Below are 21,261 nucleotides of genomic sequence, written 5' to 3' on the forward strand. Positions count from 1 at the left end.
TCTACTCGAACATGATCGCCTGCAGCGCACCGCCATTGCGCTTCAGCCAGTCCTTGCAGCGATCGGTGTCGGGGCAGAGCTTTTCGCACAATTTCCAGAATTTCGGACCGTGGTTCATCTCCTTGAGATGCGCCACTTCATGCGCGACGAGGTAGTTGATGACCGGCGACGGCGCCATCATGATGCGCCAGGAAAAGGACAGATTGCCTTCGGAGGTGCATGACCCCCAGCGGCTTGATGTGTCCTTGAAGCGGATAGCCTTGGCGCGCTTGCCGAGCGCCTCGGTGTGTTTGGCCACCAGCTTCTCGATTTCCTTCTTGGCCTCGCGCTTGAGGAAATCGGCGAGGCGACGCGGCAGATGTATGCGGTCGCCATGCACGATCAAGAGCGGGCCACGTTCGTCGCGCGACACGGTGACGGTGCCGCGCTTTGATGGTTCATGGACGATGCGGTGCGGCACGCCGCGCACCGGGATCCTGATGCCGGGCCGCACCTGCGGCCGCGTCGGCACCTTGGCCAGTCGCTGCTCCAGCCAGTCCTGGTGCCGCTCGAGGAACCTGTCCACTTCGCCGCGGCGCAGGCCTGGAGGCACGGTGATGCGCAGACCCTGGCCGCCTGAATCGATGCGCAGCGTCATTCGGCGCGCCCTGGCGCTCTCGACGATCTTGAGCGGCAGCGTGCGGCCGGCGACGCAATATTCGCGCTCCACGACAGGCGTGGGCTTGGGCTTTGTCAGATTGCGAAAGAAGCCGAGAGTCATGGCGGGACGATACGCGATTCGAGAAAAACGACTAGAACAAAAAAGAAACGGCGCCGCTCGCGCGACGCCGTTTTTCACGATGTGGCCAGTCGCTTGGCCTCAGTCGTCAAGCAGGTTCGAGCCCTTGCCACGCTTGGTGGTCGTCGTTCCGGTGCTTGGATCGGTCTTCGTCGGAGCCGTCGACTTGTTGCGGTTGGCCATGAACCGGTCGAACTCGTCCTGGTCCTTGGCGCGGCGCAATTCGCGGGCATACTCGTCGAACTGGGTCAGCATCTCGTCGAGCTTGCGGCGCTCTTCGTTCAGCCGCTCAAGTTCCTTTTCGCGCCAGTCGTCGAAAGCGACGTTGCCGGTGCGGGCGGAGCCATTGCCCCAGCGCGCGGCCTTGTCGGAACCGCGGCGGCAGCCGGCGAAGATGCCGTCGGTCGCGCGGTTGACGTCACGCTTGAAGCCATCGAGGCGGTCGCCCCAGATGATGTAGGCGAGCATGGCGAAGCCGAGTGGCCAGAACACCATGAAACCTACAACCATCAACGCGATGGTTGCCGGCGTCCAGGCCGGACGGATCAATGCGGATGCGTTCATTTTCTCCCATTCCTTCGGTTGGAGACAGCCAAATCCGGGCTGCGTGGAATCGAAATGGGAAGAGAAAAACGGCGATTCAAGACAATGTCCGCCAAATCCGGACAAGCATCTGAAATGATTATCGCTTTTTGATCATATCGAGGAAAAGCACGACCAGCCCAGCAATCAGGCCCCAGAATGCGGCGCCAACGCCGAACAGCGTCAGACCCGACGCGGTGACGACAAAGGTGACGGTGGCGGCCATGCGATCCGCCTCTTCCTTCAGCGCGATAGACAGCGCGTTGGCGAGCGACGCCATCAGCGCCAGGCCTGCCACCAGCACGATCAGGCTCTGCGGCAGCACCGCGAAGATCGCCACCAGCGAAGCGCCGAAAATCGCAAAGATAAGATAGGCGAGCGCATAGAACGGCCCGGTCTTCCAGCGCTCGGCAGGATCGGGGTGGACGTCCGGTCCGGTGCAGATCGCCGCCGAGATCGCCGCCAGATTGGTCGTCGAGCCGCCGAACGGCGCCGACAGCAGCGAAAACAGGCCCGTGACGCCGATCAGCGGGCCGGGCTCCGGGTGATAGCCGGCGGCGCGCAGCACGGCGAGCCCGGACAGGTTTTGCGAGGCCATGGTGACGAGGTAGAGCGGCAGTGCCAGGCCGATCACCGCCTTGGTGGTGAAGTCAGGCGCAATCAGCGTCAGCGTCGACAGTTCTGGTGTCGGCAGGCCACCGACGCGGCCGGTGAGGAAAGCGGCGAGGCCACCGCCGATCAGAACCGCCAGCACCGACAGCGCCGGGTTGAACAGCCTGATAACGAAGAAGGCGGCGATCAGCGGCAGGATCAGCCATGGGTCGATCGGAATGGTCTTCACCGCATTGAGCGCGAAGGTGACGACGATACCGGCCAACATGCCCGAGGCGACCGAGGGCGGTATCCTCGAGATCAGCTTGGTCAGGGGCCGAAACAGCCCTGTGGCGACCAGAAGGACGCCGGTGACGATGAAGGCGGCGACGGCCTCGCTCATCGAAAAGCCGCTCGATGCCGCGATCAGCGCCAGGCCCGGCGTCGACCATGCGGTGATGACAGGCATCTTCGTGCGCCATGACAGCCACAGGCTCTCGATCGCCATGGCCAGGCAGATCGTCGTCACCCAGCTTGCCGTCTCTATCTGCGTCGCACCGACTGCGGTGGCGGCTGCGATGACGATGGCCAGCGTGCCGCCGAAGCCGACGATCGCCGCGACGAAGGCGGATATCGGGATGGACGGGCGCATCAGTTTCCCCTCTGCGCCATCGCATCGACGGCCCTAACCAGCATGTCGAGATCTTGGGGGCGCGACAGGCGATGGTCGCCGTCAGGGATCAGCGACAGTGTCACGTCGTCGGCGGGCAGCAGGCTGACCAGCTTCAGCGCATGGCTTGCCGGCACATCTGCATCGGCCAGGCCCTGCAGGATGTGCACCGGGCAATGGGTGTCGATCGGGCCTGTCATTGTCAGGTTGTCGCGCCCGTCCTCGATCAGCGCGCGGGTGTAGATGTAGGGTTCCGTGGAATAGTCCGACGGCTCTTCGAAGAACCCTTTTTTGGCGAGATCGCGCTTCTGCGCCTTGGTCAGCACCGGTTCGACCAGTTCGGCGGTGAAATCCGGGGCCGGCGCCAGCAGCACCATGCCGGCGACGTTGCTATCGCCTGCCTTGCGCAATTCCTGCACCATGCGCAGCGCGATCCAGGCGCCCATCGAGGAGCCGACCAGGATCTGGCTGCCCCGGGTGAAATGCCGGAACACGGCAAGGCTTTGTGCAAGCCATGTCGAAATCGTGCCGTCGGCGAAGGCGCCGCCGGATTCGCCATGGCCGGAATAATCGTGGCGCAGGAAGGCTCGGCCCTCGCTTGCCGCCCAGTCCGACAGCGTCTGAGCTTTCGTGCCCAGCATGTCCGACTTGTAGCCGCCGAGCCAGACGATGCCTGGCGCAGAGCCAGCAGTATGGCGCACCGCGATGCGCGATCCATCTACATCCAGAAAGATTGGGGGCGTGGCAGTCATGGCTTTTCCTCAACGCCGGTCTTGTGACACGGACGGTGGCGTGGCGAAAAGTGCTCACGATGTTGTTTGTTTGGTGCAGAGCAGCGATCAGGGTGATTTTCTGTCAATGCTGTGCTATTGACTCCGCCCGCGCGCTCACCACATTGGCGCGTCCATGCATCAACACTGACAGACCCTGAACGAAACGGCCAAGGAGACCACGACCATTCGCAGACCTTTCAAAGCAGCGGCGCCGACCAAGGATGGCCCGCGCTCCAACCGTGACATCCGGGTTCCCCGGGTCCAGCTTATCGACGCCGAAGGCCAGAACCGCGGCGATGTTTCCATCAACGACGCATTGCTGCTCGCCGAAGAGGCTGGGCTCGATCTCGTCGAGATATCGCCCAATGCGGTGCCCCCCGTCGTCAAGATACTCGATCTCGGCAAACTGAAATACGCCAACCAGAAGAAGGCGGCCGAGGCGCGCAAGAACCAGAAGGTCATCGAGATCAAGGAGATCAAGATGCGCCCGAACATCGACAGCCATGACTACGAGACCAAGATGAAGGCGGTTCGCCGCTTCTTCGAGGAAGGCGACAAGGTCAAGCTGACGCTGCGCTTCCGTGGCCGCGAGATGGCGCATATGGAACTCGGCATGCAACTTCTGAACAAGGTCCGGGAGGAAGTGGCGACGATCGCCAAGGTCGAGGCGGAACCGAAGCTCGAAGGCCGCCAGATGATGATGGTGCTGTCGCCGCGCTAGAGCGATCCCCGTCAAAAGCAAAGGCCGCTTCGGCGGCCTTTTGTTTGTTTTGTCTTCGCCATGATTTCTCCGCAAGTTGCATCGACAAGGATTCTGGTTGCCGGTCCTCGCGGCGAAAGGATTCTCCCATGACCGCTGCGGCACGTTCTACGAGTGAAATGGGCCGCTATCAGCGGCGCCGGCGCGTCCTGCTGGCGCTGCTGATCGGTGCTTTTTGCGCTTTGCTGATCTTCGGCGGCTCCCCGCACGATGAACTAACCCACGAACGCATAGAGGCGCACGGGATCGCCCTGATACTGATCGGGATCGGCGGCCGGCTCTGGTCGATCCTCTATATCGGCGGCCGCAAGTCGGCCGAAGTGGTTGCAACCGGCCCATATTCGGTGATGCGCAACCCGCTGTATTTTTTCTCCACCGTAGCAGCCGTCGGCATCGGCACCCAGACCGGCAGCGCGATCGTCGCGGTAGCGTCGGCGGTTTTGTGCGCGGCCGCGTTCCACATCGTCACGCTGCGCGAGGAACGGCATTTGACGACCGTGCTCGGGGCGCCGTACAAGGACTACGTCGCACGGGTGCCGCGCTTTTTTCCCAATCCCCGACTTTATCGCGATCAGGCCGAGGTCACCTTCACACCGCGCATCTTCAATCACACGCTGCGCGACAGCTTGATGTTTCTGGTTTCCATACCGTTTTTCGAACTCATCGAGTCCGGACAGGAAAGCGGTGTAATTCCCGTCCTCTTCTGGCTGTATTGAGCGGCGGTAGGCAGTCAAAAGAGGCGACATGCATTAAATCCGCCTGAATTATCCTGCAAGTCATCCCAACGATCGGCGGGGCCCTGTTTTCTTGGCCAGAAGCTGCGATCGCCGGCAAATTTTTCGACGATCGGATTCCGCCATGGTCAATGAAATCAAGTCTGCGCCCGTCGAGGCACACGGGCTGGGCGGCTATCAGCATATGCGCCGCATGGTGCTTGCGGTGCTGGTGGTGGTGCTGTTTCTGGCACTGCTGTTCGGCCAATCAAGTTTTCCGCCTGAAACCTGGGTGCATGAGTCGATCGAAATGTTCGGCGTGCTGCTGATTTTCCTCGGCATCGTCGGGCGCCTTTGGGCGACGCTCTACATAGGCGGGCGCAAATCTTCCGAGGTGGTGACCGGCGGGCCCTACTCGATAACCCGCAACCCGCTCTATGTGTTCTCGACCGTAGCCGCGGCCGGCGTCGGTGCGCAGATCGGCTCGTTCTCCGGCATCATTCTCTTTGCGCTGCTGTGCGCGGGTGCCTTCCACATCGTCATCCTGCGCGAAGAGAAGTTCCTCAAGGAAGCGCTCGGCGCGCCGTACCAGGCCTATCTGGAGAAGGTGCCGCGCTTCTTCCCGAAGCTGTCGCTCTACCAGGAGGGCGATACGGGCAGCTTCAAGCCCCGCCTGCTGCTGACCACGCTGCTCGACGGCCTGGTGTTTCTCATCGCCCTGCCGGCCTTCGAATTGATAGACGGAGCCCAGCTGTCAGGCATGTTGCCGGTCTGGTTCACGCTGCCCTGACCAAGGACACAGCGCCGCATCTCCACAGGTGTTGCGCGCGGGCCGTCTTTAACGTATAGGACCGCCGTTCAAGAAAACCGCCCGGCAGGGCATGCCGTGGCGGTTTCATTTGCTTTTCGGGCTTTGGTCGGCCCGAAGCGAACAAGAAGCGCGATAGTGCGCCAACAATACGGAGTAGCAAAATGCCCAAGATGAAGACCAAATCGGCCGCCAAGAAGCGGTTCAAGATCACAGGTACGGGTAAAGTCCTGTCGGCTGCTGCCGGCAAGCGTCACGGCATGATCAAGCGTTCCAACAAGTTCATTCGAAATGCCCGCGGCACGATGGTTCTGGCTGAACCGGATGGCAAGAAGGTCATCAAGAATTTTCTGCCGAACGGCCTCTAAGGCGTGATGCCAAAAAGTTGCAGACTTTTTGGATAACATCCCGCTCAAATAAGGCATTCGGTCTGGACACGCATTTGTTTTACGCAATTCCGAACGGAAAACCGCAAGGCACTTTTCCTGGAATTGCTTTTAAGGAGATCATGACATGGCACGCGTAAAAAGAGGCGTCACCTCGCACGCCAAGCACAAGAAGGTCCTGAAAGCCGCGAAAGGCTTCTACGGCCGCCGCAAGAACACCATCCGCATCGCCAAGCAGGCGGTGGAAAAGTCGCTGCAGTACGCTTACCGCGACCGCAAGAACCGCAAGCGCTCGTTCCGCGCGCTGTGGATCCAGCGCATCAACGCCGCGACGCACGAGCATGGCCTGACCTATGGCCGTTTCATCGACGGCCTCAACAAGTCGGGCATCGAGATCGATCGCAAGATCCTGTCGGACATGGCCATCCATGAGCCGCAGGCTTTCGCAGCCCTGGTCGCCAAGGCCAAGGTGGCGCTCGAATATCTGAAGAACACCACGCCGAACGCTTTTGAAAGCGCTGTCGCCTAAGACCAGCGCTTCCCAAGCATTCGCAATTCTGATTTGGGGAACCCGCGCTGGCACGGCTGGCGCGGGTTTTTCTTTTGCCTGAACTTCAACTTAAAAGTGACTTTCACTTAGAGCTGATTTCCAACGTAGCGAGTTTTGACCGTGAACGACGCAACCACTGGCCTGGATACGCTTGAAAACTCACTTCTGGCCGAAATCGCCTCGGCCGCCGATGAGCCGGCCATCGAGGCCGTGCGCATCGCTGCTTTCGGCAAGAAGGGCGCCGTGTCCGAGATGCTGAAGACACTTGGCGCGATGACCGCCGAGGAGCGTCAGGTCAAAGGCCCGGCCATCAACGGCCTCAAGAACCGCGTCACCGACGCGCTGACTGCCCGCAAGGCTGAGCTCAAAGATGTGGCGATCACCGTGCGCCTCGCCGCCGAAAAGGTCGATGTGACGCTGCCGGTGCGGCAGTCGCCGGCTGAGCGCGGCCGTATACACCCGATCAGCCAGGTCATCGACGAGATTGCGGCGATCTTCGGCGACCTCGGATTTTCCATCGCCGAAGGTCCCGATATCGAGACCGATTACTACAATTTCACCGCGCTGAATTTCCCAGAAGGCCATCCGGCGCGCGAAATGCACGACACCTTCTTCTTCCAGCCGGACGAGAAGGGCGAGCGCAAGCTTTTGCGCACCCACACTTCGCCGGTGCAGATCCGCACCATGGAGACGAAGAAGCCGCCGATCCGCATCGTCATTCCGGGCAAGACCTACCGGCAGGATTCGGATGCCACCCACTCGCCGATGTTCCATCAGGTCGAGGGGCTGGTGATCGACAAGACGGCCAACGTCGCCAACATGAAGTGGGTGCTGGAGGAGTTCTGCAAGGCCTTCTTCGAGGTGCCGCAGGTCAAGATGCGCTTCCGGCCGTCCTTCTTCCCGTTCACCGAACCGAGCCTCGAGGTCGATATCCAGTGTGACCGCTCCAGGCCCGGCGAAGTGCGCTTCGGCGAAGGCTCCGACTGGATGGAGATCCTCGGCTGCGGCATGGTGCATCCCAACGTGCTGCGCCATGGCGGGCTCGATCCGGACGAATATCAGGGCTTTGCCTGGGGGATGGGCATAGACCGTATCGCCATGCTGAAATACGGCATGCCGGACCTGCGCGCCTTCTTCGATGCCGACGTGCGCTGGCTGTCGCATTACGGGTTCAGGCCGCTCGACATGCCGACGCTGTTCGGAGGCCTGAGCGCATGACACCGCCCTATGCCGGCGGCTGCCGCTGCGGCGCCGTGCGGTTCGAGGCATCAGTCGAACCGCATCACGTCAGCTATTGCCATTGCGGCGATTGCCGGCGGGCCAGCGGCGCGCCGATGTCGGCCTTTGTCGGCTTCCTGGTCGATCAGGTCGCGTTCACCGGCAAGGCGCTGAAGATGTATGAGAACGGCCCGGTGACGCGCTCCTTCTGCGGCACCTGCGGCTCACCCATCGCCTATGTCGACGAGCGGCTGGAGGACGACATCTACTTCATGCTCGGCGCCATGGATGCGCCGGCCGATTTTGAGCCAACGCAGCATGCCTATGTCAGTGAGCAGCTCCCCTTCCTGCATATGTCCGACGACCTGCCGAGACATCTGAAAACAAGCGTCAAAAGACCAGACGGAACAGTCCCATGAAATTCACCCTCTCCTGGCTCAAGGATCATCTCGAGACCGACGCCACGCTTGACGAGATCGTCGAGCGGCTGACCTCGATCGGCCTCGAAGTCGAGCATGTCGACGACAAGTCGAGCCTGAAACCCTTCGTCATTGCCAAGGTGCTGACGGCGGTCCAGCACCCCGATGCCGACCGGCTGCGCGTGCTGACTGTCGATACGGGCAACGGCAAACCACCCGTGCAGGTCGTCTGCGGCGCGCCCAATGCGCGGGCCGGCCTGATCGGCGCCTTTGCCGCGCCCGGCACCTATGTGCCCGGCATCGACGTGACGCTGACGGTCGGCAAGATCAGGGGGGTCGAAAGCCATGGCATGATGTGTTCCGAGCGCGAGCTGGAACTGTCCGACGAGCACAACGGCATCATCGACCTGCCTGAGGATGCGCCTGTCGGCACCAGCTTCGCTGCCTATGCGCACATCGACGATCCGGTCATCGAGATCAATTTGACGCCGAACCGGCCGGATGCGACCAGCGTCTACGGCATCGCCAGGGATCTGGCGGCGAGCGGGCTTGGCCGCCTCGTCGGCGGCGCCATCATGCCGCATGTCGGCAACGGCATGTGTCCGGTCAAGGTAACGATCGAAGCGCCGGAGCTCTGTCCCGGCTTCGCGCTCAGGCTGGTCAAGGGCGTCAAGAATGGGCCGTCGCCAAAATGGCTGCAGCAGCGGCTGATCGCCATCGGGCTGAGGCCGATCAGCGCGCTGGTCGACATCACCAATTACGTCACCTTCGACCGCGGCCGCCCGCTGCATGTGTTCGACGCCAGCAAGGTTGCCGGCAATCTCGTCGTGCGCCGCGCGCGCGATGGTGAAAAGGTGCAGGCGCTCGATGGCCGCGAATACACGCTGACGCCGGAAATGTGCGTCATCGCGGATGACAACGGCGTCGAGTCCATCGCCGGCATCATGGGCGGCGAGCATTCGGGCTGCGACGAGAACACATCAGATGTGCTGATCGAATCCGCCCTTTGGGATCCGATCACCACGGCGCGCACCGGCCGCACGCTCGGCATCATCACCGACGCGCGTTACCGTTTCGAGCGCGGGGTGGACCCCGAATTCATGGTTCCCGGCGTCGAGCTGGCAACGAAACTGGTGCTCGATTTCTGCGGCGGCACGCCGACCGAAATGGAAGTCGTCGGTTATGCCGGCCACAAGTCGAAGATCGTTTCCTTCCCGCTTTCGGAAGTGAAGAGGCTGACCGGCATCGAGGTTCCCAAGGCGGAAAGCCTCGACATCCTGTCGCGCCTCGGCTTCAAGCCGGAGGGATCGGGCGATGTGGTCGATGTCGCCGTGCCGTCCTGGCGCCCCGACGTCGACGGCAAGGCAGACCTGGTCGAGGAAGTCATGCGCATCCATGGTGTCGACAACATCGCACCGCAGCCGCTCGGTGCGCATGACGCGGTCAATGCAAGGATCCTCACCACGCTGCAGGTCCGTACCCGCACCGCCAAGCGCGCGCTTGCCGTGCGCGGCATGATGGAAGCCGTCACCTGGTCGTTCATTCCGGCCAAGCACGCCGAGCTGTTCGGCGGCGGCCAGACCGCGCTGAAGCTCGCCAACCCGATCGCCGCCGACATGTCCGACATGCGGCCGTCGCTGCTGCCGGGCCTGATTGCTGCTGCCCAGCGCAATGCCGACAAGGGCATCGGCGACGTGGCGCTGTTCGAAGTCTCGGGCACCTATGAGGGCGACGGCGCCGACCAGCAGCGGCGCGTGGCCGCCGGCGTGCGCCGCGGCACCGCCAAGCTCGACGGCTCAGGCCGCAACTGGGCCGGCAATTCGGGTGCGGTCGGCGTGTTCGACGCCAAGGCCGACGCGATCGCCGCACTGGAAGCCTGCGGTGCGCCTGCCGACCGGCTGCAGATCGAGGCCGGCGGCCCGTCCTGGTATCATCCCGGCCGTTCCGGCACGATCAAGCTCGGTCCGAAAACCGTGCTCGGCACCTTCGGCGAATTCCACCCGAAGACGCTGGAAGGCCTCGATGTTTCCGGCCCGCTGTGCGGCTTCGAAGTGTTTGTCGATGCCGTGCCCGAGCCGAAGGCCAAGCCGACGAAAACCAAGCCGAAACTGGAACTGTCCCCCTTCCAGGCGGTCAAGCGCGACTTCGCTTTCGTCGTCGACAAAACGGTCGAGGCCGGCACGCTGGTGCGCGCGGCGCTCGCCGCCGACAAGAAGCTCATCACCGCCGTCTCGGTCTTCGACATCTTCGAAGGCGCTTCGCTGGGCGAGGGCAAGAAATCGATCGCCATCGAAGTGTCGATCCAGCCGGTTGAAAAGACACTGACCGACGAGGATTTCGAGGCACTGGCCAAGCGTATCGTCGAGAATGTCGGCAAGCAGGCCGGTGGCGTTCTGAGGACGTAGCGCCCAAGGCGACTGAACTGTTAGCGATGGGGCTGCTCATCCGTCCACGGGACGGATGAGCAGCCGTTGCCGCAATGGTCAGAACCCGCCGCCGACCCTCAGGCCAAAGGCATGGCTGTAGCTGTCCTGAAAGCCGATTGTGCCGCGATAATCGAGCCCGATGGATAACCCTTGGTGCAGCAGCAGATCGGCGCCCAGGCCGATCATCACCTGGTCACTCGCCAAAGGCTGCGTCTGGAAGCCATAGACAAGGCCATCCGGACTATCCGCGTAGCGGATATCGACGCCGCTCGAGCCGGAGAATTCGTGAGTGTATTCAAACCGGAAGCGTGGTGTGAAGACGCCGAGGGCCACCGGCATGTCATAGCCGCCGGCAAGGCCAAGCGTGCCGCCGAGGCTGTCGACGCTCTGCTTGCCGAAGCTCAGCGAATAGATGCCTGCTCCGGTTTCGGTAAACGCGTCGAGGCTCGAAGAGGATGCCGTCAACCTGGCGAACGGAGTGAGTCGCAGCCCGCCGACGCTATGATCGAAACCGGCAGTCAGCGAGCCGAAAATCTGGTCGCCGTCACGCTGACCGTCGGCAAAGCCGCCAACACTTGTCACGAAGCGCTTCGAATCGAAGCTGAACGAACCGTAGCCGGCCAGGGCATCGAGAAACAGGTTTTCGGCCGGGCGATAGCTTGCATAGAGCGTCGCGCTGTAGGCCTCGCCGGAACTCTCGGTGCCATTGCCGCCAATGTCGCTGTCGTCGCTGGAGTAGCCGACGGCCAGACCGGCGACGAAACGGTCGTTGAAACGGTAGTCGATGCCGGTGGTCATGTTGATCGAAACGGAGTCCCGCTCCGCGCTATCATCAGGCGAACTATGGCCGAGATCGATGTGGCCGCCGGCCCACAAGCCGAAGCCCAGCTTTGCCGCTTCGCCCCCACAATCGGATCCGTCTGGAAAGTCGACGCTGGCGGCATTGCCATCGGCGCCTTGGCCAGACAGTTCGAGCCCATTCGCAAAGGCCTTGCGGCACGCCTCGCTTCGCAAAGCGCCCATGCGATGGTTGATATTGTCTGTCTGCCCGGCGGCGAATTGCTGCACCGCTTGCGCCTGGGCATTGAGCAGCCCGGCGACCTCCGGATCGTCGGAGGGGTCCGGCCGCGTGGTGACGGTGATGGTCACCGTGGCCGGATCGGAAACGCCGCCGGGGCCGGTCAGTGTGTACGTTACGATGACGGTGCCTGAAAACACCGGCGAGGACGCGAAGGTCAGTTGGTAGTTGGGCGCGCCGGACAACGTCGCCGTGCCGCCCTCGGCGGGGGCGCTGGACATGATCGCCGCGGCGCTGAATGGTTCGCCGGTAGCACCCGGCGTCAACGGCAGCGAAGCTGACATGCCGGCAACGATCGTCATGGTCAGTGACGGCGCCGTCGGTCGGGGCGCCGCAGCGATGTCCAGCGTATACTCGCGCCTTGCCCTGTTCTCGGAGGTGTCGAACACATCGACGGCAAAGGCAAATGATCCGCTCTCGGTCGGCGTGCCGCCGAGTGTGCCATCGGTTGCGAGCGAAACGCCTTCGGGCAGATTTCCGATGATCCGCTGAAACGTGTAAGGCGCGCCCACACCGCCGGTTGCGGTCAGCATCTGGCTATAGGGCTGCCCAACCTGGCCATTGGGCAAAGCTGCCGGTGAAATTACGATGGGCGGGCCAGTGGTGATCGCAAGCGTGTAGTCGCGTTCGCCGTTGTTGCCGACATGGTCCGTCGCCCGGACCCTGAAACTGTAGACGCCGGGGGCCGCTATGACCGGCCCGGAGAGGACGCCGGCACTGCTGAAGGCGACGGGCATGGAGCCCGAAACGATCGAGAACGTAAAGGGGCCGCCAGCACCACCCGAAGCCGTCAGCGCCTGGCTATAGGGCTGGCCAATCTGCGCGCCGGGCAAGGCAGCTGGTGAAATGACGACCGGGTTGTCCGCGATCACGATGGTGTAGTCGTGTTCGCCGCTGTTGCCGACATGGTCTGTCGCCCGGACCCTGAAACTGTAGGTGCCGGGGGCAGCTATCACTGGCCCTGAGAGGACGCCGGCACTGCTGAAGGCGACGGGCATGGAGCCCGAAACGATCGAGAACGTGTAGGGACCGCCAGCGCCACCCGAAGCCGTCAGCGCCTGGTTATACGGCTGGCCAATCTGCCCGCCGGGCAACGCAGCAGGCGAAATCAAGACCGGGTTGTCCGCGATCACAATCGTGTAGTCGCGTGTGCCGGTGTTGCCGACCTGATCTGTCGCCAGGACTCTGAAATTATAGGTGCCGGGGGCGGCTATCACTGCCCCGGAGAGGACGCCGCCGCTGCTGAAGGAGACCGGCGTGACCCCCGAAGTGAGCGCGAACGTGTATGGCCCGCCAGCTCCGCCTGAAGCCATCAGCGTCCGATCATAGTGCTCACCAACTCTCCCATCCGGCAGCGTGGCCGGGGAAATCACGATCGGCTCCGCCGCAGCACTTGCATTGAGCGAGGCTGCGATCAGAACGCAGAAGGTCGCGGCAATCCAGAACCACTTCGCAGTCAATTTTGCCCTGTCGATCGGTCCTCTCGACGATGCTGCTGGCCAAACCGACGATATCTGCATGCCCAGGCTACCCCAGCCGGTGTGGAAAATTCCAATAGCAATCGTCCATGCCGGCAGATGGGCAGACGCGCATAGTCGTCAGATGACGAGGGTGGGGCTGTTTTAGGGCCAGGCCGAGCATCATGGTCCGGTCACGTTGCAATCTGGCCACATCTTTGGTGGCGCTATGGGCGAAGCATTGCGGATACTTGCCGAATCGCTCTCCAAAGGGCGATGGATCCTCTCTGCTATTCGGGCCTTCCTCTTGAAGAGCAGCGCGCGGCGTTTCTCGCCATCGTGCTTGCCGACCCGCTGTTACGCGACGCGCTGGCGCGGGCTCGCACGCTCGACCTGCCGGACTGGCTGGTGGTTTCCGGCGCGCTCTACAACAGTGTTTGGAACCATCTGACCGGCAAGCCTTCGGGGTATGGCATCAGGGATGTCGACCTGTTCTACTTCGATGACAGCGACCTCTCCTACGAGGCCGAGGACGCCGTTATTCGCCGGGCGGAGAAGCATTTCGAAGGACTGCCGCTGCCGGTCGAGGTGCGCAATCAGGCGCGGGTGCATCTTTGGTATCCGCAGAAGTTCGGCCGGCCTTGCCCGCGCTTTTCGAGCGCCAGCGAATCCGTCAGCCATTTTGCCTCGAAGACGCACGCCGTCGGGGTTCGATACGATGCTGACGGGCAGCTGGTGTTGGTGGCGCCGTTCGGGCTGGATGATGTTTTTTCGTTCCGCATCACACCGAACCGGGTGATGGACAACCAGAAGACGCATGAGGCGAAGGGCAGACGCGCCCAGGAGTATTGGCCGGAGATCACTGTCGTGCCTTGGTAGGAAATGTCGGCAGGGCAGAGGGGGGCGCTTCACGCCAGCGTCTCCCACCTTTTGCACCGCGCTGCGTACGAAAAAGGGGCGCCCGGCGCCCCTTTCGCTTACTCGCAGATTTTACCCATTCACCAGCGCCAGCAACTCCTCAGTATAGCGCTTGCCCATAACCTTGTTGGGCGACAGCGCGTCACCAATAGCCTGCACCTCGGCCGCGCTCAGCGCGATCCCGGCCGCTGCCGCATTCTGCTCGAGATGGCGAATCTTCCGCGCACCGGGGATCGGCACGATGAAATCGCCCTGATGCAGCACCCAGGCCAGCGCCAGCTGCGCCGAGGTCAGGGCCTTTTCAGCAGCCAGCTTTTCCAAGGTGGCGATGACAGCGGCGTTGGCTTCCATCGCCTCGGCCTGGAAGCGCGGCAAGGTCCGGCGCCAGTCGTCGTCGCTCAAGGCCTCGGGCTTGGCGATCGTGCCGGTCAGCAGCCCACGGCCGAGCGGGCTATAGGGAACGAAGCCGATGCCGAGCTCGCGGCAGACGGCGAGCACCTCGTCTTCCGGGTCGCGGCTCCACAGCGAATATTCGCTCTGCACGGCAGCAATTGGATGCACGGCATGCGCCCGGCGAATGGTCGCGGCACTCGCCTCGGACAGGCCAAGCGCGCGCACCTTGCCCTCGCGCACCAGTTCGGCCATGGCGCCGACCGTATCCTCGATCGGCACGTTGGGGTCGACACGGTGCTGGTAGTAGAGGTCGATCACATCGGTGCCCAGCCGCTTCAGCGAGGCCTCGGCGACCGCTTTGACGTGCTCGGGGCGGCTGTCGACGCCCGCCATGCGGTCGAGGCCTGTACCTTCCTCCAGAATCCGGAAGCCGAATTTTGTCGCGATCGTCAGATGATCGCGCACCGGCTTCAGCGCCTTGCCGAGCAGGATCTCGTTCTCGAAGGGGCCATAGACCTCCGCCGTGTCGAAGAAGTTGACGCCGATATCGACGGCGCGATGCAGCGTGGCGATCGCATCGGCTTCCGCTTGGCCGCCATAGGCGAAGCTCATGCCCATGCAGCCGAGGCCGACGGGGTAGACGTTCAATTCAGTTCCTAGCTTGCGGGTTTGCATAACGCGTCTCCTTGTTGCGATGTGGGAGAAATAGCGCCTTGCCTTGTGTTCGATAATCGGCTTCCATCCGCACGGGCTGTACTAAAAGATAGATCAATGAATCGCGCGCATCTTTCCCAATTGGCCGTGCTGGCAACGGTCGCTCAATGCGGCAGCTTTCGGGGCGCCGCCAGGGAATTGGCCATCGCGCCTTCGGCTGTCAGCCACGCGGTATCCAGCCTGGAGGCGCGGCTTGGCGTTCGGCTGCTGGCGCGCAGCACACGCAGCGTCGCGCCGACCGAAGAAGGTGCGCAGTTGCTGGAGCGGTTGCGGCCGGCGCTGTCGGAGATCGACCTGGCGCTGGAGACGGCAATCGAGACGCGCGACCGGCCGGCCGGCAATCTGCGCCTGACCGTGCCGCGCACGGCAGCGCATTTGGCGCTGACGCCACGGCTGGGCGCCTTTGCGTCGGCCTATCCCGACATCGTGCTGGAGATCGTCATCGAGGACCGCTTCACCGACGTGGTGGAAGGCGGCTTCGATGCTGGCGTCCGGCTTGGCGAGAGCCTGCAGCGCGACATGATCGCGGTGCGCATCGGGCCGGACCTTCGCGGCGCGGTGGTCGGCGCCCCGGTCTATTTCGAGGTCAACCCCAAGCCGCGCCACCCGCGCGACCTGGCCGGCCACCGCTGCATCCGCTTCCGCTTCTCCAGCGGCATCCTCTACCGCTGGGAGTTCGAGAAAGGCCGCGAGACGATCGAGATGGCGGTGGAGGGACCGCTGATCCTCGACGAGGACCATCTGATCGCCCAGGCGGCGGTCGACGGCGCCGGGCTCGCCTTCGTCTTTGAGGACTATGTCCGCGCACCGCTCGCCGACGGCAGGCTGATCCGCGTGCTGGAGGACTGGTGCCCGCCCTTCGACGGCTTCTTTGTCTATTATCCGAGCCGCCGTCAGATGCGGCCAGCGCTCAGGGCCTTTGTCGATTTCTTCAAGGTGAGTGGATAAAGCGGGCTCGCCCCCCCCTTGGTGGAAGATAACCGGCATCGCGGTCGTTCACCAACGATGCAAACATGGATCACCAACAGCACCACCCGCTATGGCTGGGGCGCGATCATTCTTCACTGGCTGATTGCGCTGATCTTCATCGGCCAGTTCGCTCTCGGCTTCGTCATGGTGCGGGTGACCAGCCAGCGCACCGCCTTCGAACTGATCCAGCTGCACAAATCCTTCGGCTTCCTGCTGCTCGGCCTGATCATCCTGCGCATCGTCTGGCGCTGCGGCAATACAACGCCGGCGCTGCCGCGCTCGGTCGGGACTTTGGAACGTCGGGCGGCACCGTTGGCCCATTTTGCGCTCTACGCGTTCCAGCTTGCCTTGCCCTTGTCCGGGTGGGCGCTCGTGTCGGTCTCGATGCTGGAGATACCCAGCCTGCCGTTCAACCTGTTCGTCATGCCGAACCTGCCGCTGGCCGAATCGGATGGTGCCGAAAGCTTCTGGGCGGCGGCGCATTGGTATCTTGCCTATGCCGGCATGGCGCTTGTGGCTCTCCACGTTGCGGCGGCACTGCGGCATCATTTCCAGCTCAGGGATGGCGTGCTCATGCGCATGATCACGCCTTCGTCAGATCCGGAATAGAGCGAGCGGTTCATTCGTTCATGGAGTGAGGGCGCAGGAATGCGCTGCCTCCAAAAAGGAACATCCCCATGTACACGCGCATCCTCGGATTTGCGGCGGTCGCCGCTTGCCTCGCCATGCCTGTTTCAGCGGCCGTCGCGCTTGGTGACGCCGCCGGCAGCTATTCGATCAGCCCGGCCAACTCCAGCATCCGCTTCTCCATCGGCAAGGTCGGCGGCGGCGGCCTGAATGGCGCCTTCGCCCGCTTCAAGGGCTCGATCCGCATCGACAACAGCGATGTCGGGCACTCGCAGGTCAATTTCACCATCTTTCCCGAAAGCGTTGGCACCGGCCAGAGCCGTATCGATGCCTTCCTGCGCTCCGACGCGGTGTTCGATGCCGCCAACAACCCGGAGATCCAGTTCCGCTCTACAAGCGTGACCCGAACCAGCGACACCACGGCCCTCGTCAGCGGCCGGCTGACGGCGCGCGGCAAGACGTTTCCGGAAAAGTTCACGGCCGAGCTTGGCGGTCTCAAGGCCGGGACGATCAAATTCCATGTCACCGGCAAGGTGCTGAGGTCGCGCTACGGCATGGATGTCGGCACGCCAATCTATTCCAACATCGTCGACTTCGACATGACGCTGACCGGCAAAAGGGGCTGACCCTCGTCATTGGCTTTTCCGGCGATTTCGGGCAAACCTCGTTGCCTGTAATTGTGATGGAGAAGCCTGATGTTCCGATGGGGTGTGTTGTCGACGGCCAAGATCGGCCGCGAGCATTTGTTGCCGGCGATGGTCGAGGCGGAGAACGGCGTGCTGTCGGCGATCGCCAGCCGTGACCTGTCGAAGGCCAAGGCGCTGGCCGAGCGCTTCGGCGCGCGCCATGCCTTCGGCTCCTATGAGGAACTGCTTGCCTCCGACGAGGTCGATGGCGTCTACATCCCGTTGCCGACCTCGCAGCATGTCGAATGGGCGGCCAAGGCCATCGAAGCCGGCAAGCACGTGCTGGTCGAAAAGCCGCTGGCGCTCGACGCCAAGGACATCCTGCCGCTGATCAAGCTGCGCGACCAGAAAAAGGTGCTGGTCTGCGAGGCCTTCATGGTCATCTACCACCCGCAATGGATCAAGGTACGCGACCTCATCGCCAGCGGCGCCATCGGCCGGCTGCGCCATGTGCAGGGTGCCTTCTCCTACTACAATGTCGACCCCAGCAACATGCGCAACCAGCTCGACCTCGGCGGCGGCGCGCTGCCCGATATCGGCGTCTACCCGACCGTGTCGACGCGCTTTTCGACCGGCAAGGAGCCGCTGCGCGTGCAGGCGACGATCGAGCGCGACAAGACATTCGGCACCGACATCTACTCCTCGATCCGCGCCGATTTCGGCGACTTCGAGCTGTCCTTCTATCTGTCGACGCAGATGGCGGCGCGCCAGGTGATGGTGTTCCACGGCGAGAAGGGTTTCATCGAGCTGTTCTCGCCTTTCAATGCCGGGCTTTACGACCACCACCGCGTCGAACTGCACAACCAGAACCACACCGAGGCGCAGGTGTTCCGCTTTCCCGGCACGCAGCAATACCGGCTGGAGGTCGAGACCTTCGCGCGTGCGGCACAGGGCGGCAAGGAGCGCGTCTTCACGCTGGAGGAATCCGTGCTCAACCAGAAAGTCATCGATGCCATCTTCCGCGCCGGCGGCAAAGAAGGCTGGGAGACGGTCTGACCCTTGCATTGAAGTAGCCGGCTAATTCTGGGAGGAAAGATGGCTGACGATGCGGACGTGATCATTGTCGGCGCCGGCCTTGCAGGGCTGGTTGCCGCCGCCGAGCTTGCCGAGGCCGGCAAGAAAATCATTATCGTCGACCAGGAACCGGAGCAGTCGCTCGGCGGCCAGGCGTTCTGGTCGTTCGGCGGCCTTTTCCTCGTCGATTCGCCCGAGCAACGGCGCATGCGCATCCGCGATTCGCATGACCTGGCGCTGGAAGACTGGCTGGGCACCGCGGCTTTCGACCGGCCCGAGGATTTCTGGCCGCGCAAATGGGCGGAAGCCTATGTCGGCTTTGCCGCCGGCGAAAAACGCTCCTGGCTGATGCAGCGCGGCCTGAAATTCTTTCCGGTGGTCGGCTGGGCCGAGCGCGGCGGCGGCAATGCCATCGGCCACGGCAATTCGGTGCCGCGCTTCCACATCACCTGGGGCACCGGCCCTGGCGTTCTCGAACCCTTCGTGCAGCGCGTGCGCGAGGCGCAAAAACGCGGATTGATCAGCTTCAAATTCCGCCACCGGGTCAATGAATTGACCCGCACGGGTGCGACTGTCGACGGGGTGCGCGGCGACATCCTGCAGTCTAGCACCGCCGAGCGCGGCCACAAGAGCTCGCGCGATGTCGCCGGCGATTTCGAGCTTCACGCGCAAGCGGTGATCGTCGCCTCCGGCGGCATCGGCGCCAACCATCAACTGGTGCGGGAGAATTGGCCCAAACGGCTGGGCGCCGCACCGAAGCGCATGATCACTGGCGTGCCCGATCATGTCGACGGCCGCATGCTGGCGATCACGGAACAGGCTGGCGGCTCGATCATCAACCGCGACCGCATGTGGCATTATGTCGAGGGCATCAAGAACTGGGCGCCGATCTGGACCGATCATGCGATCCGCATCCTGCCCGGCCCGTCATCGCTGTGGCTCGATGCGCGCGGCAAGCGCCTGCCGGTGCCGCTCTATCCCGGCTTCGACACGCTGGGCACGCTCAACCACATCATGAGCACCGGCTTCGACTACTCCTGGTTCATCCTGACCAAGAAGATCATCCAGAAGGAGTTCGCGCTGTCGGGCTCGGAGCAGAACCCCGATTTGACCGGCAAGAGCTGGCGCCAGGTGCTCGGCCGCGCCACATCTGGCATTCCGGGTCCGGTCAAGGCGTTCATGGAGAAGGGCGAGGATTTCATCGTCGAGGCCGATTTGCCGGCGCTGGTCGCGCGCATGAACGCGCTGGCCGGCGGCGAGCCGCTGCTCGACGTCGCCCAGGTCGAGCGCGAGATCCGCGCCCGCGACCGGCAGCTCGACAACCCGTTCTCCAAGGACATGCAGATCACCGCCCTGCGCGGAGCGCGCGCCTATCTCGGCGACCGCCTGATCCGCACAGCCAAGCCGCACAAGATGCTCGATCCGGCAAACGGCCCGCTGATCGCGGTGCGCCTCAACATCCTGACCCGCAAGACGCTGGGCGGCCTGCAGACCGATCTCGACAGCCGCGTGCTGGGTGCCGATGGCCAGCCGGTTGCGGGGCTTTATGCGGTCGGCGAAGCCGCCGGTTTCGGCGGCGGCGGCGTGCATGGTTACGCGGCGCTTGAGGGCACCTTCCTCGGCGGCTGCATCTTTTCCGGCCGCAGCGCCGGCCGGGCGGCGGCCGCTTCGGTAGGGTGAGCCGGCGCCGGTCGGCCCTCAGAGTCTAGCCGCGATCACCAGCGCCAATCGCCCTGTCCAAGCGCGGTCATCGCATCGACGATCCGGGTGAAGCTGGTGCGGGCGCGGCCGACCGTGTGCCGGCCTCGGAGATAACCATGCACCAGCCCCGCTTCCTCGAACCAGGTCGCGCGTCCGCTCGCCGCCACGACTAGGTCGCGATAGTTCTCACCATCCGATGACAGCGGGTCGCACTCGGCAGTGATCAGTACTGTCGGCGGCAGGTTGGAGAAGTCGATGTCGGCGAGCGGGGCCAGCGTGATGTCCCCGGTCCTATCCACGCCGCCGGTGCGGATGTGCTTGTAGAATTCGAGATCGCGCACGGTCAGCATCGGCGCTTCGGCGTGCTTGACATAGGAGCCTTTCGCGCGGTCTCCGCCGAGGCCGGGATAGATCAGCACCTGGCCAACCGGCCTTTTCGAACGGTCACGCGTGGCGTGACTGACGGCGGCGCAGAGATTGCCGCCGGCGCTGTCGCCGCACAGCACGATAGGATGATCGCGATTGGCGGCGGCCCATTCGAAGGCGCTCATCGCATCGTCGAAGGCCGCCGGATGCAGATGCTCCGGCGCCAGCCGATAATCGACTGAGACGACCTCATAGCCTGTGCGCGCGCACAGCTCTGCACAAACATCGTCATGGCTGTCCAGCCCGCCGAGGATGAAGCCGCCGCCATGGACATAGAGCACCGTCACCGCAGCTTTGTGTGTGCTTCGGTAGGTGCGGATCGGGATGTCGTGCGTGGGCGTCGCAATGGCGGAGGTTTCGACCGCCACGCCTTCGGGATAGCCGGCAAAGAATTCGCGGCACATGCGGTCATAGATTCCGCGCTGCTGCGCGATCGTGCAGTCGATCGTGTCGGGCGGATAGTAGGAATTGGTCCGCTCTATGAACGCCCAGGTCTCGGCGTCGATGAGGGTTTTGTAATCGGTCATGGGTGCTGGAAAGGCGCCCAAGGCTGAGCCAGGGCGCCCCCCTCTGTCCTGCCGGACATCTCCCCCTCAAGGGGGGA

Annotated in this window: 21 protein-coding genes; 14 read left to right on the forward strand and 7 right to left on the reverse strand. The window is 63.3% G+C overall.

Annotated elements, in window-relative coordinates:
- Position 1: 1 nt before the first annotated feature.
- The 4 genes from AC0L3E_RS30380 to AC0L3E_RS30395 form a co-directional block, all read right to left on the reverse strand.
- Complete coding sequence (locus AC0L3E_RS30380; RefSeq protein WP_013528316.1) at positions 2-760, reverse strand: M48 family metallopeptidase; 759 nt, start codon at positions 758-760, stop codon at positions 2-4.
- A 99-nt stretch (positions 761-859) separates the two neighbouring features.
- Entirely contained in the window at positions 860-1,342 is a 483-nt protein-coding gene (locus tag AC0L3E_RS30385) for a DUF2852 domain-containing protein (RefSeq protein ID WP_127266800.1), read from the reverse strand.
- 118 nt (positions 1,343-1,460) lie between these two features.
- Positions 1,461-2,603 carry a benzoate/H(+) symporter BenE family transporter gene (locus AC0L3E_RS30390; protein ID WP_473606381.1) on the reverse strand — a complete coding sequence of 381 codons (1,143 nt, stop codon included), beginning with the start codon at positions 2,601-2,603 and terminating at the stop codon, positions 1,461-1,463.
- On the reverse strand, positions 2,603-3,373 hold the full coding sequence (locus tag AC0L3E_RS30395) for an alpha/beta hydrolase (protein ID WP_473606382.1): 771 nt from the start codon (positions 3,371-3,373) through the stop codon (positions 2,603-2,605). Before AC0L3E_RS30395 ends, AC0L3E_RS30390 begins: the two co-directional genes overlap by 1 nt.
- A 205-nt stretch (positions 3,374-3,578) precedes the next feature.
- Here AC0L3E_RS30395 and infC point away from each other — a divergent pair, with 205 nt between their 5' ends.
- The 8 genes from infC (at position 3,579) to pheT (ending at position 10,653) form a co-directional block, all read left to right on the forward strand.
- Entirely contained in the window at positions 3,579-4,115 is a 537-nt protein-coding gene (infC, locus tag AC0L3E_RS30400) for a translation initiation factor IF-3 (protein WP_013528312.1), read from the forward strand.
- A 128-nt stretch (positions 4,116-4,243) separates the two neighbouring features.
- Positions 4,244-4,870 carry a methyltransferase family protein gene (locus AC0L3E_RS30405; protein ID WP_127266803.1) on the forward strand — a complete coding sequence of 209 codons (627 nt, stop codon included), beginning with the start codon at positions 4,244-4,246 and terminating at the stop codon, positions 4,868-4,870.
- 142 nt (positions 4,871-5,012) lie between these two features.
- Entirely contained in the window at positions 5,013-5,657 is a 645-nt protein-coding gene (locus AC0L3E_RS30410; RefSeq protein WP_127266804.1) for a methyltransferase family protein, read from the forward strand.
- Positions 5,658-5,839: 182 nt separating this feature from the next.
- Positions 5,840-6,043 carry a 50S ribosomal protein L35 gene (rpmI, locus tag AC0L3E_RS30415; RefSeq protein ID WP_006201248.1) on the forward strand — a complete coding sequence of 68 codons (204 nt, stop codon included), beginning with the start codon at positions 5,840-5,842 and terminating at the stop codon, positions 6,041-6,043.
- A 145-nt stretch (positions 6,044-6,188) separates the two neighbouring features.
- Complete coding sequence (rplT, locus tag AC0L3E_RS30420) at positions 6,189-6,590, forward strand: 50S ribosomal protein L20 (RefSeq protein WP_013528310.1); 402 nt, start codon at positions 6,189-6,191, stop codon at positions 6,588-6,590.
- 141 nt (positions 6,591-6,731) lie between these two features.
- Positions 6,732-7,829, forward strand: coding sequence for a phenylalanine--tRNA ligase subunit alpha (gene pheS, locus AC0L3E_RS30425; protein ID WP_127266805.1), 1,098 nt, complete (start codon positions 6,732-6,734; stop codon positions 7,827-7,829).
- On the forward strand, positions 7,826-8,248 hold the full coding sequence (locus AC0L3E_RS30430; RefSeq protein WP_473606383.1) for a GFA family protein: 423 nt from the start codon (positions 7,826-7,828) through the stop codon (positions 8,246-8,248). Before pheS ends, AC0L3E_RS30430 begins: the two co-directional genes overlap by 4 nt.
- A complete protein-coding gene (gene pheT / locus AC0L3E_RS30435; protein WP_473606384.1) occupies positions 8,245-10,653 on the forward strand; it encodes a phenylalanine--tRNA ligase subunit beta in 2,409 nt (802 codons plus the stop codon). The genes AC0L3E_RS30430 and pheT overlap by 4 nt, the downstream gene beginning before the upstream one ends.
- Before the next feature lie 78 nt (positions 10,654-10,731).
- Here pheT and AC0L3E_RS30440 read toward each other — a convergent pair whose 3' ends face one another.
- Positions 10,732-13,212 carry an autotransporter domain-containing protein gene (locus AC0L3E_RS30440; RefSeq protein ID WP_473606386.1) on the reverse strand — a complete coding sequence of 827 codons (2,481 nt, stop codon included), beginning with the start codon at positions 13,210-13,212 and terminating at the stop codon, positions 10,732-10,734.
- A 273-nt stretch (positions 13,213-13,485) separates the two neighbouring features.
- Between AC0L3E_RS30440 and AC0L3E_RS30445 the strand changes: the two genes are divergently transcribed.
- Complete coding sequence (locus AC0L3E_RS30445; protein WP_128306819.1) at positions 13,486-14,088, forward strand: nucleotidyltransferase family protein; 603 nt, start codon at positions 13,486-13,488, stop codon at positions 14,086-14,088.
- A gap of 111 nt (positions 14,089-14,199) precedes the next feature.
- On the opposite strand, the gene AC0L3E_RS30450 is transcribed toward AC0L3E_RS30445, so the two are convergent.
- Entirely contained in the window at positions 14,200-15,195 is a 996-nt protein-coding gene (locus AC0L3E_RS30450) for an aldo/keto reductase (RefSeq protein ID WP_473606387.1), read from the reverse strand.
- Positions 15,196-15,291: 96 nt separating this feature from the next.
- Between AC0L3E_RS30450 and AC0L3E_RS30455 the strand changes: the two genes are divergently transcribed.
- The 5 genes from AC0L3E_RS30455 to AC0L3E_RS30475 all read left to right on the forward strand — a co-directional run bounded on the left by AC0L3E_RS30455 (position 15,292) and on the right by AC0L3E_RS30475 (position 20,210).
- Entirely contained in the window at positions 15,292-16,182 is an 891-nt protein-coding gene (locus tag AC0L3E_RS30455) for a LysR family transcriptional regulator (RefSeq protein WP_127266811.1), read from the forward strand.
- A 57-nt stretch (positions 16,183-16,239) separates the two neighbouring features.
- Complete coding sequence (locus AC0L3E_RS30460; RefSeq protein WP_473606388.1) at positions 16,240-16,812, forward strand: cytochrome b; 573 nt, start codon at positions 16,240-16,242, stop codon at positions 16,810-16,812.
- Between the two features lie 68 nt (positions 16,813-16,880).
- Positions 16,881-17,456: a YceI family protein gene (locus tag AC0L3E_RS30465; protein WP_127808252.1), complete on the forward strand. Its 576-nt coding sequence runs from the start codon at positions 16,881-16,883 to the stop codon at positions 17,454-17,456.
- Positions 17,457-17,525: 69 nt separating this feature from the next.
- Positions 17,526-18,512: a Gfo/Idh/MocA family protein gene (locus tag AC0L3E_RS30470; protein WP_127321839.1), complete on the forward strand. Its 987-nt coding sequence runs from the start codon at positions 17,526-17,528 to the stop codon at positions 18,510-18,512.
- A 39-nt stretch (positions 18,513-18,551) separates the two neighbouring features.
- Positions 18,552-20,210, forward strand: coding sequence for an FAD-binding dehydrogenase (locus tag AC0L3E_RS30475; RefSeq protein WP_473606389.1), 1,659 nt, complete (start codon positions 18,552-18,554; stop codon positions 20,208-20,210).
- 35 nt (positions 20,211-20,245) lie between these two features.
- Here AC0L3E_RS30475 and AC0L3E_RS30480 read toward each other — a convergent pair whose 3' ends face one another.
- Positions 20,246-21,184 (reverse strand): alpha/beta hydrolase, encoded by a 939-nt coding sequence (locus tag AC0L3E_RS30480; RefSeq protein WP_473606390.1) that lies wholly within the window; start codon positions 21,182-21,184, stop codon positions 20,246-20,248.
- Positions 21,185-21,261: the final 77 nt, after the last annotated feature.

Source organism: Mesorhizobium sp. WSM4822, assembly GCF_055811155.1.

What these genes read in the sequence shown, in the direction of transcription:
- AC0L3E_RS30380 (WP_013528316.1), bottom strand. Translation starts at nt 760, where the DNA reads ATGACTCTCGGCTTCTTTCGCAATCTGACAAAGCCCAAGCCCACGCCT.
- AC0L3E_RS30385 (WP_127266800.1), bottom strand. Translation starts at nt 1,342, where the DNA reads ATGAACGCATCCGCATTGATCCGTCCGGCCTGGACGCCGGCAACCATC.
- AC0L3E_RS30390 (WP_473606381.1), bottom strand. Translation starts at nt 2,603, where the DNA reads ATGCGCCCGTCCATCCCGATATCCGCCTTCGTCGCGGCGATCGTCGGC.
- AC0L3E_RS30395 (WP_473606382.1), bottom strand. Translation starts at nt 3,373, where the DNA reads ATGACTGCCACGCCCCCAATCTTTCTGGATGTAGATGGATCGCGCATC.
- AC0L3E_RS30405 (WP_127266803.1), top strand. Translation starts at nt 4,244, where the DNA reads ATGACCGCTGCGGCACGTTCTACGAGTGAAATGGGCCGCTATCAGCGG.
- AC0L3E_RS30410 (WP_127266804.1), top strand. Translation starts at nt 5,013, where the DNA reads ATGGTCAATGAAATCAAGTCTGCGCCCGTCGAGGCACACGGGCTGGGC.
- rpmI (WP_006201248.1), top strand. Translation starts at nt 5,840, where the DNA reads ATGCCCAAGATGAAGACCAAATCGGCCGCCAAGAAGCGGTTCAAGATC.
- rplT (WP_013528310.1), top strand. Translation starts at nt 6,189, where the DNA reads ATGGCACGCGTAAAAAGAGGCGTCACCTCGCACGCCAAGCACAAGAAG.
- AC0L3E_RS30430 (WP_473606383.1), top strand. Translation starts at nt 7,826, where the DNA reads ATGACACCGCCCTATGCCGGCGGCTGCCGCTGCGGCGCCGTGCGGTTC.
- pheT (WP_473606384.1), top strand. Translation starts at nt 8,245, where the DNA reads ATGAAATTCACCCTCTCCTGGCTCAAGGATCATCTCGAGACCGACGCC.
- AC0L3E_RS30445 (WP_128306819.1), top strand. Translation starts at nt 13,486, where the DNA reads ATGGATCCTCTCTGCTATTCGGGCCTTCCTCTTGAAGAGCAGCGCGCG.
- AC0L3E_RS30450 (WP_473606387.1), bottom strand. Translation starts at nt 15,195, where the DNA reads ATGCAAACCCGCAAGCTAGGAACTGAATTGAACGTCTACCCCGTCGGC.
- AC0L3E_RS30455 (WP_127266811.1), top strand. Translation starts at nt 15,292, where the DNA reads ATGAATCGCGCGCATCTTTCCCAATTGGCCGTGCTGGCAACGGTCGCT.
- AC0L3E_RS30460 (WP_473606388.1), top strand. Translation starts at nt 16,240, where the DNA reads ATGCAAACATGGATCACCAACAGCACCACCCGCTATGGCTGGGGCGCG.
- AC0L3E_RS30465 (WP_127808252.1), top strand. Translation starts at nt 16,881, where the DNA reads ATGTACACGCGCATCCTCGGATTTGCGGCGGTCGCCGCTTGCCTCGCC.
- AC0L3E_RS30470 (WP_127321839.1), top strand. Translation starts at nt 17,526, where the DNA reads ATGTTCCGATGGGGTGTGTTGTCGACGGCCAAGATCGGCCGCGAGCAT.
- AC0L3E_RS30475 (WP_473606389.1), top strand. Translation starts at nt 18,552, where the DNA reads ATGGCTGACGATGCGGACGTGATCATTGTCGGCGCCGGCCTTGCAGGG.
- AC0L3E_RS30480 (WP_473606390.1), bottom strand. Translation starts at nt 21,184, where the DNA reads ATGACCGATTACAAAACCCTCATCGACGCCGAGACCTGGGCGTTCATA.